This window comes from Providencia sp. PROV205, assembly GCF_028479505.1.
Classification (GTDB): Bacteria; Pseudomonadota; Gammaproteobacteria; order Enterobacterales; family Enterobacteriaceae; genus Providencia; species Providencia huaxiensis.
Window position 1 is genome coordinate 24,389 of the sequence record NZ_JAMPNU010000002.1, and the last position, 16,571, is coordinate 40,959.

At 39.1% G+C, this 16,571-nt stretch carries 14 protein-coding genes; 6 read left to right on the forward strand and 8 right to left on the reverse strand.

Annotated elements, in window-relative coordinates; genetic code table 11:
• Positions 1-42: 42 nt before the first annotated feature.
• The gene (locus tag PR800_RS02520; protein ID WP_272530144.1) at positions 43-1,338 is read right to left on the reverse strand and encodes an MFS transporter; all 1,296 of its coding nucleotides are present in this window, start codon (positions 1,336-1,338) and stop codon (positions 43-45) included.
• Positions 1,339-1,916: 578 nt separating this feature from the next.
• On the opposite strand from PR800_RS02520, the gene PR800_RS02525 reads away from it, so the two are divergent.
• The 5 genes from PR800_RS02525 (at position 1,917) to PR800_RS02545 (ending at position 6,853) form a co-directional block, all read left to right on the forward strand.
• Positions 1,917-2,591 carry a CsgG/HfaB family protein gene (locus PR800_RS02525; protein WP_102137964.1) on the forward strand — a complete coding sequence of 225 codons (675 nt, stop codon included), beginning with the start codon at positions 1,917-1,919 and terminating at the stop codon, positions 2,589-2,591.
• A gap of 9 nt (positions 2,592-2,600) precedes the next feature.
• A complete protein-coding gene (locus PR800_RS02530) occupies positions 2,601-2,954 on the forward strand; it encodes a DUF4810 domain-containing protein (RefSeq protein ID WP_102137963.1) in 354 nt (117 codons plus the stop codon).
• The gene (locus tag PR800_RS02535) at positions 2,951-3,607 is read left to right on the forward strand and encodes a DUF799 domain-containing protein (protein ID WP_102137962.1); all 657 of its coding nucleotides are present in this window, start codon (positions 2,951-2,953) and stop codon (positions 3,605-3,607) included. Before PR800_RS02530 ends, PR800_RS02535 begins: the two co-directional genes overlap by 4 nt.
• Positions 3,608-4,138: 531 nt before the next feature.
• A complete protein-coding gene (locus PR800_RS02540) occupies positions 4,139-5,542 on the forward strand; it encodes a tryptophanase (protein WP_102137961.1) in 1,404 nt (467 codons plus the stop codon).
• Between the two features lie 63 nt (positions 5,543-5,605).
• Entirely contained in the window at positions 5,606-6,853 is a 1,248-nt protein-coding gene (locus PR800_RS02545) for an aromatic amino acid transporter (protein ID WP_102137960.1), read from the forward strand.
• Between the two features lie 91 nt (positions 6,854-6,944).
• Here PR800_RS02545 and PR800_RS02550 read toward each other — a convergent pair whose 3' ends face one another.
• Together PR800_RS02550 and PR800_RS02555 are read right to left on the reverse strand one after the other, a co-directional pair.
• Positions 6,945-7,769, reverse strand: coding sequence for an energy transducer TonB (locus tag PR800_RS02550; RefSeq protein WP_168222869.1), 825 nt, complete (start codon positions 7,767-7,769; stop codon positions 6,945-6,947).
• Between the two features lie 173 nt (positions 7,770-7,942).
• A complete protein-coding gene (locus PR800_RS02555) occupies positions 7,943-10,078 on the reverse strand; it encodes a TonB-dependent receptor (protein ID WP_229597481.1) in 2,136 nt (711 codons plus the stop codon).
• A 472-nt stretch (positions 10,079-10,550) separates the two neighbouring features.
• Between PR800_RS02555 and PR800_RS02560 the strand changes: the two genes are divergently transcribed.
• Positions 10,551-12,107: a methyl-accepting chemotaxis protein gene (locus PR800_RS02560; RefSeq protein ID WP_166264301.1), complete on the forward strand. Its 1,557-nt coding sequence runs from the start codon at positions 10,551-10,553 to the stop codon at positions 12,105-12,107.
• 97 nt (positions 12,108-12,204) lie between these two features.
• On the opposite strand, the gene fis is transcribed toward PR800_RS02560, so the two are convergent.
• The 5 genes from fis to PR800_RS02585 all read right to left on the reverse strand — a co-directional run bounded on the left by fis (position 12,205) and on the right by PR800_RS02585 (position 16,449).
• Positions 12,205-12,501: a DNA-binding transcriptional regulator Fis gene (gene fis / locus PR800_RS02565; protein WP_004258438.1), complete on the reverse strand. Its 297-nt coding sequence runs from the start codon at positions 12,499-12,501 to the stop codon at positions 12,205-12,207.
• Positions 12,502-12,508: 7 nt separating this feature from the next.
• Entirely contained in the window at positions 12,509-13,492 is a 984-nt protein-coding gene (gene dusB, locus PR800_RS02570; RefSeq protein ID WP_102137956.1) for a tRNA dihydrouridine synthase DusB, read from the reverse strand.
• Positions 13,493-13,809: 317 nt separating this feature from the next.
• Positions 13,810-14,694 (reverse strand): 50S ribosomal protein L11 methyltransferase, encoded by an 885-nt coding sequence (gene prmA / locus PR800_RS02575; RefSeq protein WP_102137955.1) that lies wholly within the window; start codon positions 14,692-14,694, stop codon positions 13,810-13,812.
• A gap of 62 nt (positions 14,695-14,756) precedes the next feature.
• Complete coding sequence (panF, locus tag PR800_RS02580) at positions 14,757-16,217, reverse strand: sodium/pantothenate symporter (protein ID WP_102137954.1); 1,461 nt, start codon at positions 16,215-16,217, stop codon at positions 14,757-14,759.
• Positions 16,207-16,449 (reverse strand): DUF997 family protein, encoded by a 243-nt coding sequence (locus tag PR800_RS02585; RefSeq protein WP_102137953.1) that lies wholly within the window; start codon positions 16,447-16,449, stop codon positions 16,207-16,209. The genes panF and PR800_RS02585 overlap by 11 nt, the downstream gene beginning before the upstream one ends.
• Between the last annotated feature and the right edge of the window lie 122 nt (positions 16,450-16,571).

Genomic DNA, 16,571 nt, shown 5'->3' on the forward strand with positions numbered 1-16,571 from the left:
TCATTCAAGAAGGATAGGGGAAAACCCTATCCTTTTTTGTCATTATAGTGCGCGTTGTTTAGGTAACAAAATAACAGCAGTAGCTGCGATGACGGCAACGATAGCAAAAGCAATAAAATTCCAGCTAGTGGCAATCCCCAGGCTAGCGATATAAGCACCAAACATAGGGCCTGTCATTGCGCCAATTCGAGAAAAACTGAGGGCCCAACCTGTTGCGGAAGCTCGTGCATTGGATGGATAATAATTGGCAATATAACCCGTTAATATGAGTGCGGCAGAAATACTTCCAACACCTGCAAAAGCCACGAGAACGTAATTCATATAGATATTTTGCTTGAATATCAAGCAACCCACACCGATTGCACCCAGTAAAAAGAAAAATGCGACAGAATTACGTACGCCATATTTATCTGCAATTTTTCCGAGAGATAATCCACCTAATGCGGAGGCTAAACTAAACACAATTAAAAATGTTAAACTGGAGCCAAGGTTATAACCTTCTTTTCTCATAATAGATGGCAGCCAAGTATTTAACCCATAAACTAATAACATCCCACAGAATAATGCAACCCAGAAGCAAGCGGTGGCACGCAAATGACGCCAAGCAAATACGACTGCCACAATCTCTTTAAAACTTTGTGATTTATGTTGCACAGATTCTGAAGATGATTGGTAATCAATGTCGAGTTTTTTAGCGAGAGTTTGAGCTTCAGAATGTAAGCCCTTGTGTGTCAAATATTCTAATGACTCAGGCAGAATACGCGCCATTGGCCAAATAAGTAATAGAGGTAATGCACCAAATGCAATCACGCTACGCCAACCAAAGTGTTCTAATAACCACATTGCGACGAGCGCGGCACTTAATATACCTAATGAATATCCTGAATACATAATTCCATAGTTAAAAGAGCGTTTTTCTGTTGGGGAATATTCAATCGTGAGTGCCGCTGCAACAGGAATAACTCCTCCTAAACCAATGCCACCAATAAAACGCATTAAACCAAAAAGCCAAGGCGTTGGTGCGAATGCTGCGCCTAACATGGTCAATGAAAATAAGGTAACACAAGCGAGTAACATGCGGCGCCGACCATACAATTCACTCAAAGTACCGATGATAAACGCGCCGAAAAACATCCCAACAAGCGCATAGCTACTCAAAGCACCTAGTTCTAGAGGAGATAAATTCCACTGTTTATATTCAGCAAGTGTAGGTAAAACAGCCCCCATAACACCGACATCATAACCTTCAAATAAAATACTCATCCAACAAATGAGTAAAACTTTAGATGTTGTTTTTGTAGAACCAAATGATTTCACTGCGATTGTTTGCATTGTCATGGCTAACTCTCTTATGGTGAGGGTTTGATTTTTTTAATTACAAGCCTATTTCTTGAGTCCAAGGTGACTTAGTTACACTCAACGTTTCTAAGGTAAAGTACAATGCTTAATGTTAATTAAAGGTTAAATTAATGCAGGAAATGGATATAGTTTGCAGTAAATCTGCACATGCAAGATGAGAAAGGTCTCTTTCCAATGACACATTGAAAAAATAGACAACTTTAACTTATTATATGGAAATATAACCGCTAATTAGGAAATTATAATTAGAATCCAATAAATACAGTTAATACTATACATTACTAATTATACGTGGCCATATTAGATATCATCACTAAAGATTACTAATTAAATCATTTCCTCTAAATCTATCAATACATAATCAAACGGTTGATTTTATTTTGGAAAACCATTTTAGTAAACCCTAGTTACTTTATGAATACTATAGTAATTGAAAGTAAAACTAAATATAAGATAAAAAATAAGTAATCTTGACTAGATTCGGTTTTTCATTTAATGCAAAATAACAATGCAAAAATTAATTCTAATTCTAATTTTCTTTTAATTGAGATAGCTAAATGAATATATCCAAAATCAGCATTGCATCAATTTTTATTGCAAGTGCATTATTAACCGGTTGTGCTAAAGAATCTTCTCGTTCCTTAGCCGTAGAAAAAGTTGCAACATATAACACGCAATATTCAGGTCCTAAAAGCCCAATATCAATAGGGAAATTTGATAATCGTTCTAGTTATATGAATGGCATTTTCTCTGATGGCGTTGATCGCTTAGGTAATCAATCTAAAACTATTTTGATGACACATTTGCAGCAAACGGGGCGTTTTAATGTATTAGACCGTGCAAATATGCAAGAACTTAAAGAAGAAGCTGGAATTAAAGGCCAATCGCAACAGTTAAAAGGTGCAACTTACGTGATTACTGGTGATGTGACTGAATTTGGGCGAAAAGAAGTAGGAGATCGCCAATTATTCGGTATTTTAGGGCGTGGAAAATCACAAGTCGCTTATGCCAAAGTTAATTTAAACGTTGTTAATGTTCAAACATCTGAAGTGGTATTTTCTTCACAAGGTGCTGGTGAATATGAATTATCAAATAGGGAAGTGATTGGTTTTGGTGGCACAGCCAGTTATGACTCAACTTTAAATGGCAAAGTATTAGATTTAGCAATTAGGGAAGCTGTAAATAACTTAGTTTCTGGAATTGAAAGTGGTGCATGGCAGCCAGCTAAATAAGGGAATAACATGAAAATTAAATTATTGGCTGTTTTAGCCGGTACTATTTTATTAAATGGCTGTGCTAATGAACCAAAACCGCTATATCACTGGGACGGTTATCAAACAACGGTTTACCAATATTACCAACAAACAGAAACTGGCCCTCAAGAACAAATTCAAGCTTTGAAAAAGAATTTGGAAATGAGTAAAGCAAATGGTTTGGCAACTCCACCGGGGCTGCATGCGCATTTAGGGTTATTGTATTCAACAACCGGAGCGATTGATCTTGCAATGCAAGAATTTACTGCAGAAAAAGCATTGTATCCAGAATCTGCGGCTTACATGGATTTTCTCATGAAGAATAAAGGAAAAGTAAAATGAAACATTTACTTATAGTCTGTGGATTGATAATGACATGGTTATTAACGGGGTGTGCTCAGCCAACGAAAGTTGATTACACGGCATTTAATCAAAGTAAGCCCAAAAGTATTCTGGTGCTGTTACCACAAAATAGCTCACCAGAAGTACAAGCCAGTCATGGATTATTATCACAAACGACGCTTCCTTTAGCTGAAGCGGGTTATTATGTTTTCCCTGTTGCTGTTGTTGAAGAAACATTTAAGCAAAATGGGATAACAAATGCGGGCGATATTCAGGCTGTTCCACCTGCAAAATTGCGCGAAATTTTTGGTACTGATGCAGTACTTTATTTGAATATTACTGAGTATGGTACAAGTTATCAGGTCATTTCTAGTGACACTCGTGTCACCGCGGATGCGAAATTGGTTGATGCCAGAACAGGGACATTATTATGGAGTGGCTCCGCGACGGCATCGAGTGCTGAAAATAATTCTTCCTCAAATGGTATTATTGGAGCATTAGTTTCAGCGGTTGTTAACCAAATCGTAGATACAATGACGGACAAAAGCTATGCAATTGCGGGTATAACAAGTGTCAGGTTATTATCTGCAGGTAAGCCTAATGGTATCTTATATGGGCCTAGATCACCTAAATATGGCAAAGATGCTCAGTAATTATTAATTGATTGAATAATGGGTAAAATAAAAAATATTTTACCCATTTAACTTAAGTTGAAATAAATTTAAGTTAAATTAACCTGTCTAATTATCTAATTACATTATTTATGCATATCTTAATTGGTGTGATTAAGCGAAAAATCATCATATTAAATTCTTAATTTGATATAGAGATTAATACTGTGATTTGAGTCAAGTTGTTCTGGCCTATATCAAGAATAGTGTGATATAGGTACAATATTATGACAATGGCGATTACTTTGGTAATACAACTGTTATATATATAATAGCAGTCGGTTGTACTAATTCCTCGTTGATAGGAGTCATAGTATGTTCTTGTTAAACGAATCACTTATATCAAGGTATTTCTTCTATATGAAGAAATGGTTCAATATTGATATTTCCTTAGCCTTCTTCTTTCCAAATAAATAACCTTTCTTTTTTCTTTCCTTAAAGTTTTTTTAACTTATTTCATTATAGGTTAAATCTCTAATATTTATTATTTAATGAAAAATTAAAGGTATTATCATGGCTAAAAGAATTGTAGAACCATTCCGTATTAAAATGGTAGAAAATATCCGTATTCCATCAAGAGAAGAACGCGAAGCAGCGCTAAAAGAAGCTGGATATAACCCATTTTTACTGCCAAGTAGTGCGGTTTATATTGATTTATTAACTGACTCAGGCACCAATGCGATGAGTGACCACCAGTGGGCAGCAATGATCACCGGTGATGAAGCATATGCAGGATCTCGTAACTATTATGATTTAAAAGATAAAGTGAAAGAGATGTTTGACTATGATTATATCATTCCTGCTCACCAAGGTCGCGGTGCTGAAAATATGTTGTTCCCTGTATTATTGAAAGTTAAACAGGAACAAGGCGGCGCGAAAAAACCTGTATTTATTTCTAACTTCCACTTTGATACAACCGCAGCGCACGTTGAATTAAACGGTTGTAAAGCAATTAATATTGTTACCGAAAAAGCCTATGACTCGGATACTTATGATGACTGGAAAGGTAACTTTGATATTCAAAAATTAAAAGATAATATTGCAAAGCATGGTGCAGAAAACGTTGTGGCTATCGTTTCTACAGTAACTTGTAATAGTGCGGGCGGTCAGCCAGTATCTATGGCTAACCTAAAAGAAGTTTATGAAATTGCAAAACAACATAATATTTTTGTTGTTATGGACTCTGCGCGCTTCTGTGAAAATGCGTATTTTATTAAAGAACGTGATCCTAAATATAAAAATTCTACTATCAAAGAAATCATTCTCGATATGTATAAATATGCTGATGCATTAACAATGTCAGCGAAAAAAGACCCATTATTAAATATTGGTGGGTTAGTCAGTATTAAAAATGACGAAAAAATCTTTACCTTAGCAAGACAGCGTTGCGTACCAATGGAAGGCTTCGTGACTTATGGTGGTCTTGCAGGGCGTGATATGGCAGCAATGGTACAGGGGCTTGAAGAAGGGGCTGGAGAAGAATATCTGCATTATCGTATTGGCCAAGTTAAATATTTAGGTGACCGTTTACGTGAAGGTGGTATTTCAATTCAGTATCCTACAGGCGGTCATGCGGTATTTGTTGACTGTAAGAAACTTGTTCCACATATTCCAGGTGATCAGTTCCCAGCTCAAGCGGTAATTAACGCACTTTATTTAGAATCAGGTGTTCGTGCGGTTGAAATTGGTTCATTCTTATTAGGCCGTGATCCTGAAACGGGTAAACAAAAACATGCTGATATGGAGTTTATGCGATTAACGATTGCGAGACGGGTTTATACCAATGACCACATGGATTACATTGCAGATGCTCTGATTGGCTTAAAAGATAAATTTGCAACCCTAAAAGGGCTAGACTTCGAATATGAACCGCCAGTATTAAGACACTTTACTGCGAGATTAAAACCAATTAAATAATAGGTTGTTCTTATGGTTCCCGTGCAATGCGGGAACCTCATCCTTATTCTTAAGGTAAACACCATGAATAATTCGGCAGCCAAGAAAGAACCCTCCATAATGGTAGGGGGTTTTGTGCTAGGCGGTGCCATGATAGGGGCAGGAATGTTTAGTTTGCCTACTATTATGGCAGGAGCTTGGTTTATTAACTCTGTAGTTATTTTATTAATTGTTTGCTTTTTTATGTTTCACTCTGGAATATATATTCTAGAATGTATATCAAAATATGGTTCAGGAACGAATTACTTTTTTATATCTAAAGAACTATTACCAAAATGGGCATGTTACATTGCCAATATAGCATTAATATTTGTACTTTATATATTAATATATGCCTATATATCTGCAGCAGGTTCAGTTATTAAAGAAGCCGCTGCCATTTACGGATACAGCATAAATCTAAGATTGATATTTATTTTATTCACCTTAATCTTAGGCGCGAGTATTTGGTGGAGTGGTATCGGGGCAAGTCGTTTAACATCACTATTTTTATTTATCAAAATAATTTTGTTTGTACTGGCTTTTTCTGGACTATTTCTTATTGTTAAAACAGACTTACTGTTAACCTCACCAGTAGAAGGTGGGCAAGCATCATTACTACCATTTGTTTTTATTATTATTCCCTATGCAATCACATCTTTTGGTTATCATGGTAACGTTTGTAGCTTATATAAGTTATACCATGAGAATGAAAGAAAGGTTGTTAAGAGCTGTATTATTGGTTGTGTTTTGGCATTGGTTCTCTATTTTCTATGGATATTAGGAACGATGGGAAACCTACCTAGACCTGAGTTTTTAACTATTATCAATAAAGGTGGTAATTTAGATGCATTTATTGAATCACTATATGCAGTACTCAATAGCAAAAACATCGCAACATTCTTACTGTGGTTCTCTATTAGTGCTGTATTTTGTTCATTCTTAGGCGTCGCAATTGGGTTATTTGATTATATTCTTGCTTCGTTGAATTTTAAGGACAACCCATCGGGTAGAATGAAATCTGCATTATTATGCTTCTTGCCACCACTTATTCTTTGCATGTTATTCCCAAATGGTTTTTTAATCGCTATAGCTTATGCAGGTATGGCTGCATGTATCTGGGCAATTATTTGCCCTGCTGTTATGGCATTAAAAGTAAGAGAACGTTTTCCTGATTCTAGATTCAAAGTGTGGGGCGGAAAAGGGTTAATTTATGCCGTTATCGCCTTTGGAGTCGTCGGCATTATTTGCCAATTGTTAGCGCAGTTTAATTTGTTACCGATATACCGTTAATTTTTCAAAACACAGGCTGTAAAATAACTGCAAAGGTACAGTGAGGGTTCGCTGTACCTTTTTTCCTATCCAACGATACGATGGTTTGTGGCTAATATTGAAAGATGACGGTTTTTTTAAAATACATTTTAATATTTTGTCCTTGATAAACAATGGGCTTAAAGACCATTTTTTTAATCGCTTTAACCGCTTCTTCTTTAAAACCTAAATCAGGAATTTTATTATTTAGTATTTCAACGGACTCAATTTGACCATCTAATCCAACTAATAGCCGGAGTTGTACTTTAACCACTTTTGTATAACCTAAGGAGCGAGCCTCTTTCGGATACTTAGGGGTTGCATCCTGTAAAATTGTATAGGAAATACCACTCGAACCGAGTGCAGTATAACTTCCATCACCATTATCCGAAAATTGGCTATTACCAGATAATATATTATTCCCTTTACCACTTTGATTACTCTCTGAAGCGGATGGGTTTGCGGAAGAATGATTTTCATCAGTTAAATTAGATGGCATTTCTTTAGCCGTTTCTTGTGAGCCTTGTTGCATCTCATGGCTTATCTTATTAGCAATAAGTTGATTTTCTGTGTTATTTCGAGAGTTATTGTTCAGTAATTTACTTTGCTTTTCTTGTTTTTTTCCTTGTACAGACTGACTGATTTCCGGTTTTGTATTTACTTTTGTTTTTTGCGTGAGTAAAGGCGATTCAATCGTGTTATCAACGGGAACATTCACTGGAATCAATGAATTTTTAAGTTGAGCTTTTGAAGGTATTTTACTTTCATTCGGTTGAGACTTGCTAACCTGCTTCTGTTGGGAAGCAGCTTCAGCCTTCGAGGGGGATTCTGATACAACTTCTTGTAATTGCGCTTGTCTCTTACTACTTTGTTCTCCTGTGCCCCCTGAAGAGCCCATTGCTCCCCCTAGAGATAAAGTTATCGTTTCCGTCCCTTCCACTATAGGTACCGCCCTACCTATTTGTAGGGCGATAAACATAATGACAATGATATGGATAACGAGTGACAGCGCTAAAGCAAGTTTATAACGAAAAAACGGGTGTATAGTCACTGAAACGTTTCCTGTTTAAATCAGTAGGTAGCTTTAATACCTGCGAAGAATGAGCGCTCATTTCCAGGAATCAATGAACCATAACCTGCAGTAACATAGTCGTAGTAAGTTTTATTCATTAAGTTAGTGACGCCACCATATAATTCGATATGTTCAATTGGTGTGTAACGAACACTGAGGTCAATGAGCTCACGTGATTTAACAACGCCATCTTCCTCTTTATTGGCATCAGAAAGGAAATTATTGTACGAACCGTAATAGGTGTACTGAATATCTCCCGATAAATCTTCGGTGAAGTCGTATTTTACTTTTAGCTTAACAGAGTGCTCTGGCACTTTAGTTAAACCACTTTTTGTGTAATCAATGGTATTTTTGCCGTTTTCTTCCAAAAACTGACGGCCATGGTTGTTATAATCAGAACGCCCTCTGAGCCATGAATAGGATTCTTGGAAAGTGAAATCACCGAGTGTCTGTTGGAAGTCAACATCAGCTCCCCAGCGACGAGTTTTTAACAAGTTCATTGTCTTCGCATCATTGACGCTAGTGAGATAAATACGATTTAGCTGGTTATTCGTATTGGATGTCCAGAACGTGACATTGACAGTACTAAACGCTAATTTGTCTCTTAAACCGACTTCAAATAAGTCATATTTTTCATCTTCGGCCTTAGTGGGAGTGTAAATTTTCTCACCATTGACGACAGATTGGTCGCTGATTTGCAAGCCATCGGGAAGGGTGTAGCCTCGTTCGTATCGCCCATAAATTCGGCCAGTATCGCGATAAAGGTAAGCAAGAGAAAGTTCAGCTGCGGTATTCCAACGGTCTGAAGTACCAGACCCATTTACTGTGCCACTTTTATCAAATGACCATTCCGACAATTCACGTCTCAACCCTTGAGTAAATACAAATTGATCTGATTTTAGGCTGTTAAGGACATAAATTGCCTTTGTTGTTTTATCATAATCAAAATTATGAGGAACCCCATAATATCGGCCTTTACTGTCTTTTTTATAGCTCCCAATATAATGAATAGAAGCCTTTTGTTTTGCATAATCTACGCCAAAAAGTAGATTGCTATCATCGAGATAGCCGATATCTAATTTGATTTTTGTTCCATGGCTTTTTTGATTAACTTTTTGTTCCCAGTTGGCATTATTAGTATAAAAACCATCAGTGTAGAAAACATCTGTAGCAAAATTGAGTTTTTCAGTAAGTGCATTTTGGTAACTTAAATTATAGCTATCGACTTCGCGGTCACCGATCAGATAACCGCTGATTGTTTTTTTAATTAGTTTACCATTCTCATCAATACCGACAGTGACGGTTTTGTCTGGTGGAACGTAGTCTTTACCATACTTTTTGATATTACGTGATGTGAGCGTTTTCACGTATTGAGAACTTTCAGTGAGATGACTTCCTCGTAACATGAGGCTTTGATCTGGGGTAAGATCCCATCTTCCACCTAATGAATAATATTCTGAATTACGGTAGGTATCTTTATAGTAAAGATCACGATTTAGTTTACTGGCAGTACCTAAAATTGAAAACTTATCATTAACCCGAGCGCCCAAATTGGCATTTAAGCGATATCCTTCTGAGTTCCATTCAGATAAAACACTTGTTTTTGGATCAGCCATACTTCTCAGATTTGAAGTGATATTAATGACGCCACCGGCAGTCCCTGAGCCGTAAATAACGCTTCCACCACCGGGAATGATCTCAATACGCTCAAGTTGTTCAACGGGAATAATATCGTAGTTAGTGGTATAAGGGTGATTTGCTAATGTGGTAATTGGAGCCCCATCAAGTAATACTTGTAGGTTACGTTGTGAGGTTTCAGCCCCTTGTCCCCGCAAGTCAATATTACCTTGTCCAGAGGTATCGACACTAATACCAGGAACGGATTTAAGCACATCAGAGATTGTGCGGTTTCCTTTGCCTTGAATATCTTCTTTTGAAATAACAATAATTTGTTTGGTGTCTCGTAAACGTTCTATTTCAACATAGTCAGGTCGTGCATAACTATCTTGTAGCTCAATAGCATCAGTTGTTTCTTGAAGTTGTGGTGATTCAAGTTCTTTATTGGCTGCATGTGTCGTAAAAGAAAGTGTTGATAAAATAATGAAACAAATAAAACTTGGCTTAAATTTAACCATATTGTTTCCAACGGAGGAAATGTTTTTCATTGGAGTAGGCTTGCCTTTTGTAATGATAATGCAAATGATAATCAATCTTATTATATTATTGTTAGTTTCAAGATCAATTAATTTAAACAAATTTATTCTGTAGCTAATTATTTGATTTAAGTGAAAATAAGCTGTTGACTTATCGGAGTGTCTAATTGAGTGGGTAGCAATTTTTGCACTAGGTTAGGTGTGATAATAGCGATAAGGATGGTTCATTTACCCAGGTTGGATGTTTGCATTTAGCGATCTACTTCAAATTCCTCATATTAATCTCAAATTTTTATTATTCTTTGATTTCCAAAATCAAATAGTAACCCTTTTGAAATATAAGTGTTTTTACTTATTTTGGGTAAAAATCAATCAAATACAGTGGTTAAAATATTCCTCTATAGTGCCGATAAAGTTAAATATCCTTATTTTATCCCAGCGAAAGAGAAATTCTATGCAGAAACTTCGAAATTACTCAATCCGCACTGTGGTCTTCGTATTATTAAGTATTTTGTGCCTGATCTTGGGGGGAACGAATGTATACAGTGGTTGGTCACTATCACGTATCGCAGATGGAAATGACATCGATAGACAATTAGTGCAGCAAATGACGGTAATTAGTCAGGGAAATGACCAATATTTTCGTTTTGTCACTCGGTTAACCCGAGTAATGGAAAGTAAAAGTGAAGGGAAAACGGTGGATTATGGCCCAGTCAAAGAAGCGATGTCCAATATGGAAAAATATTTAGAGCAGATGAAATTGATTTCCCCTGGGCCAATGACGCCTGAAATAGCAGAACAGGTAATTAATAACTGGCAAGCACTACTTGATGATGGGGTAAAACCTCAATTAACCCTTAGTATGGAAAGTGATACCAATAAATATTTATCTCACGCCCACAATGTCACTCCTGCATTGAGCCGAACGTTTGGTGCATCAATTCAAAAATTCAACCAAACTGCAGAAGAGTTGATTAGCCAAGCTCGAAATCATGTTGATAACGTGATGGATATTACGCGAATGGTTATGATTATCACGGCAATATTAGGGATCTTCATGCTCATTTTTACGGATCGCTATATGGCAGAGATGATGCAAAAACCATTAGGCTTATTAAGGCAGCATTTTATCGATATCGCCAAAGGCGATTTAAGCCATCCTATACAGCCATTCGGAAATAGTTGTGTAGGAAAATTGTTTCCAATACTTGAAGGGATGAGAAAAGACTTAAGTGAATCGGTCAATTCAATCCGGCAAGGAAGTGAAAATATTTATCTGGGAGCAAGTGAGATTTCAAATGGTAATAGCGACCTTTCATCACGAACAGAAGAGCAGGCCGCTGCTTTGGAAGAGACAGCTGCGAGTATGGAGGAAATTACCGCAGCAGTTCAACTGAATATGGAAAACACACATCAAGCTAATCAACTTGTAGGCGAAGCGTTTGTGGCCGCTAATAAAGGGAATAGCATTGTTGATTCGGTTGTCGTGACCATGACTGAAATCTCTCAAAGCTCACAGAAAATCGCTGATATTATCAACATGATTAACGATATTAGTTTCCAAACTAATATTTTGGCGCTCAATGCTTCCATCGAAGCCGCTCGTGCTGGTGTGCATGGACGCGGCTTTATGGTAGTCGCTGCAGAAGTACGCAAGTTAGCGAGCCACAGTGCGGAAGCTGCGATGGAAATTGAACGGCTTATCGCAGATTCAGGAACTTGCGTACAAAAAGGAACGGGGTTGGTGAATGAGATGGGGAAAACGATGGAGCATATTTTACAGGGAGTCAATGAAGTGACTGCAATTATGGCGCAAATCACGGTGGCTTCAGAAGAGCAGAGCAAAGGGATAGCCCAAGTTGGGGTCGCTATTACACAGATGGACGGTGTTACGCAGCAAAATGCGGCTTTAGTTGAGCAAGTGGCTACAGCGGCCAGTTCATTAGCGGAGCAAACGCAAGAATTACAACAAGCTGTTCAGCAGTTCAGTTTATCCACCCAAATGGCCTAGCACATTATTTTGGCAACCAGCCATTATTTTTGCAAATAAAAAGCCCTCACTGCGTTACAGTGAGGGCTCACAAAAACACTGCATTAACCGACTAGGATTAGTTCATGCCGTATTTTTTCAGTTTCTTACGCAGAGTTCCGCGGTTGATACCCATCATCAGGGCTGCACGGGTCTGGTTTCCACGGGTATATTGCATAACCATGTCCAACAAAGGCTGTTCTACTTCAGCCAATACCAGCTCATATAAATCATTAACATCTTGATTATTTAATTGAGCAAAATAGTTCTTCAGTGCTTGCTTAACTGAGTCACGTAACGGTTTTTGAGTTACTTGATCTTGTGAATTTACAGTAGCAACGGTTAGTACGTCAGAATTTACGCGTTGTTCGAACATAGTTCTGTCAGCTCTTATCTTTATTTACGCAAAAATTTTCAAAAAATGCCTCCAACACCTCCAGCTGTTCGCTGGCATCCTCAATGGTGTTGAATGAGCGCCGAAACTGGTCATCAGGTGCATGTTCTTTTAAATACCAAGAAACATGTTTGCGCGCTATACGGGCTCCTTTGCCTTGACCGTAAAAGTCGTGCAATTCCTGTACATGCGCTAGCATAATACGCCTTACCTCTGCCACTGGCATTGGTGGCAATATTTCACCTGTGTCCAGATAATGCTGGATTTCCCGGAAGATCCAAGGTCTTCCCTGAGCCGCTCTGCCTACCATCAAGGCATCCGCCCCTGTGTAGTCTAAAACAGCCCTGGCTTTTAGCGGGTCAGTAATGTCGCCATTGGCAATAACCGGAATGGTAACAGTCTGCTTAACTGCCCGAATGTTGTCGTATTCAGCTTCCCCATTAAACAGACAGGCTCTAGTTCTGCCATGAATAGTGAGAGCTTGAATGCCGCAATCTTCGGCCAATTTGGCAATCTCTATGCAGTTTCGCTCTTCAGGTGACCAGCCTGTGCGGATCTTAAGGGTAACTGGCACATCCACTGCTTTGACGACACCTTCAAGAATCGATTTCACGATTTCTGGGTAGCGTAGCAGTGCAGAGCCTGCAAGCTTACGATTCACTTTTTTAGCTGGACAGCCCATGTTGATATCAATGATTTGAGCGCCACTCTCAACGTTAATTTGAGCCGCGGCAGCCATTTCATCGGGATCATTGCCAGCTATTTGCACGGAACGAACCCCAAGTTCATCGCGATGAACCATTCTAAGTCTAGATTTGTCGGTCTTCCAAACTTGAGGATTAGAAGAAAGCATCTCTGATACTGTCATCCCAGCACCCATGTCATAACAGAGCGACCTAAACGGCTTATCTGTAATGCCTGCCATGGGGGCAGCAATAAGACAGTTTCTCAACTGATATTGTCCGATTCGCATAACTAAATGGGGGCCATACTGTGACTGCAAGGGCGCGTATATTACGCATTTTTTACGAGATATGAAAGGACAAACTTTGAGCAAACGGTTATTTATCACTAATTTTTTTATCTTGCATTTTTGCAAAAATAAAATTAGTTATATTTAACAAATAGTTAAGTTCATCCTATAACGATTTATTAAAATAACGGTTGTGCTGTTCAAATCTCGTGCAGAACAGATTATCGCCAGCTATTGAGCAATATTTGAGCTATAAGATAATCTATTCTGGCGTTGTTTTCAAAGAAATTATTCTCTAATTTTAATAAAAAAACTCACTAAAAATGCTTGACACCCGTAATCCGGCACCATTCTTCTTTTTCAGCAACAGGGTCGATTTCAAAAGTGGAACGATAAGCATCAGCCACTCCTTCTGCTTGAGTGGCGAGCACGCCAGAAAGTCCTAATAACCCACCCGGACGAGGTAGAACGCTAATCATAGGGGCGAGTTCACGCAATGGGCCAGCAAGGATGTTAGCAACCACGACATCAGCTTGTAAGTCATCAGGCTGGTCTTTTGGTAGGTATAGAGATAAACGCTCTGAAACACCGTTACGCTGCGCATTATCGCGGCTTGCAGTGATAGCCTGAGGGTCGATGTCGATCCCAATCGCGTGAGCAGCACCTAATTTTAAGGCAGCAATCGCTAAAATACCGGATCCACAACCAAAGTCGATCACGGTTTTACCTTCGAGATCAAGACTGTCTAGCCATTGAAGACACAATGAGGTCGTTGGATGCGTACCAGTACCAAAAGCAAGGCCAGGATCTAACATTACATTGACTGCGGTCGGGTCGGGCACATCGCGCCAACTTGGGCAGATCCACAAACGTTCCCCAAAGCGCATTGGATGAAAATTATCCATCCATTCTCTTTCCCAATCTTTGTCTTCTAATTGTTCGATTTTATGGATAAAACCTGCACTCAATAGAGGACTATTTTCTAGTTGAGCAACGACAATTTTCATGTCGGTTTCTGCGTCATATAGGCCAATGACATCGGTATCACCCCAAAGGCGGGTTTCCCCCGGAAGCGGCTCAAAAACGGGCGTGTCGTGGCTGTCTTGAAAAGTGACGGATACCGCCCCTGTTTCTATCAGTTCATCGCCAAGCGCTTCTGCCTGTTGAGCGGTGGAGTTAATTTTAATTTGGATCCAAGGCATTATTTTTTCTCTATTTATTCGTTTATATCAGGTTGAGCAAAATCACTTGCCTATAATAGGCGTTAGTGCGTGCTAGTTACCTGCTCAATTGGCGTCGATTGTACGGGATTTTTACCGAAAAGGTTACCCACTAAGAAAGCCACAAGGCTAAAAACCAGTGAGGGAACGATGGCATGGAAACCCATGATCTCAATTTTAAAGCTAGCCAGTATGGCATAACTGACGCCTCCGACGACCATCCCACTGATAGCGCCTGTTCCATTGGCTTTTTCCCAATATAGCCCGAGGACTAATGGCCACAAGAAAACAGCTTCTAAACCACCAAAAGCCAGTAAATTCAGCCAGATAATCATCTGAGGCGGATTCCATGCTGCAACTAAAAGCAATGCACCTAAGACCAAAGTGGAAAGGCTAGAGATGCGCGCAAGACGCTTTTCATTTTTGATTTGTGTTGGCACGGTATTTAGATAGATATCTTTTACGATGGTTGCCGAAGATTGCAGTAGTTGTGCGTTGATCGTCGACATGATCGCAGCCATTGGTGCCGCTAGGAAAATCCCTGCTGCGAAAGGTGGCAGCACTTGCACCATCAAAGTTGGGATCACTTGGTCTGGGATCGTCAGGTCAGGTAAAATTGCGCGACCGAGTGCCCCCGCAAAGTGCATGCCAAACATCAGCATGGCCATGACGATCGTTCCTAAGATAATTCCACGGTGAACCGCTTTACTGTCTTTATATGAAATACAACGTACTGCGGTGTGAGGTAAACCAATCACCCCAAAACAGACTAAAACCCAAAACGAAGCTAAAAATGGCCCGCTTAAAATGTCATCTGCACCTTCAGGCGATACCAATTTAGGGTCTATGCTATGCATTTTTTCTATCGCGGCAGGTAAACCACCTGCATGGTAAATAATCGCGACTAACAGGATCACCGTACCTAAAAGCATTACAAGCCCTTGTAGCGCATCATTTAGGACACTGGCCCTAAACCCGCCAATTGCGGTGTAGAGTGCGATGGATACCCCAAAAATCATTAACCCATAAGTATATGGAATACCTGCTGCGGTTTCTAATAGGCGCGCCCCACCAATAAATTGCACCGTCATGGCGCCAAAAAAGGCAATGAGCAGGCTGACACTGGCAAACCATACTAAAAACCGGCTTTGATAGCGTGCATACAGCATATCGTTAAGCGTAACGGCATTATAGCGACGCGCCAAAATAGCAAATTTTTTACCTAGCACGCCGAGGGAAAGCCAAATCGCAGGCAGTTGGATCATCGCCAATAGCACCCAACCTAGGCCATATTTATAGGCAGCACCTGGCCCACCAATAAATGAACTCGCACTGATATAAGTCGCTGTGATGGTCATCGCAAGGACAAAGCCGCCCATTGAACGATTACCTAAAAAGTATTCATTTAAGAACTCGCCTTTTGTTCGTTTTTTATATGCATAAATGGATAGCAAAAAAACGAGAGCTAGGTAGCCGACGAGAGGCAGGAGAACTTCAATCTGCATCATTCTCCTCCAGAGAAATGTCTTTAAAAATCAGTTTAACCATCATTATGCAGAGCAAAATAAAAATGATGGGTAAGATGAGACAAGACCATTCAAACCACAGTGGTAGTCCTGTAACTCCAAGCGTGTTGTCCGGTAGGTAGGCACTAATAACCCAGCCAATTAGATAGGCGATAGTCAAATAAAATGACCAGCGTGCTTCTTTATTTGATTGAAGAAAACGTTTATCCACCCGTTCTTCCCCTTCATTCCCATAAAAAAATAATCAGCAATTGTACGATAATCCGTAGGCTGAGTGTGAAAAATACCAGAAGAAAAGTGCAATAAAGCGTATTTAACACAAAAAAATACCGC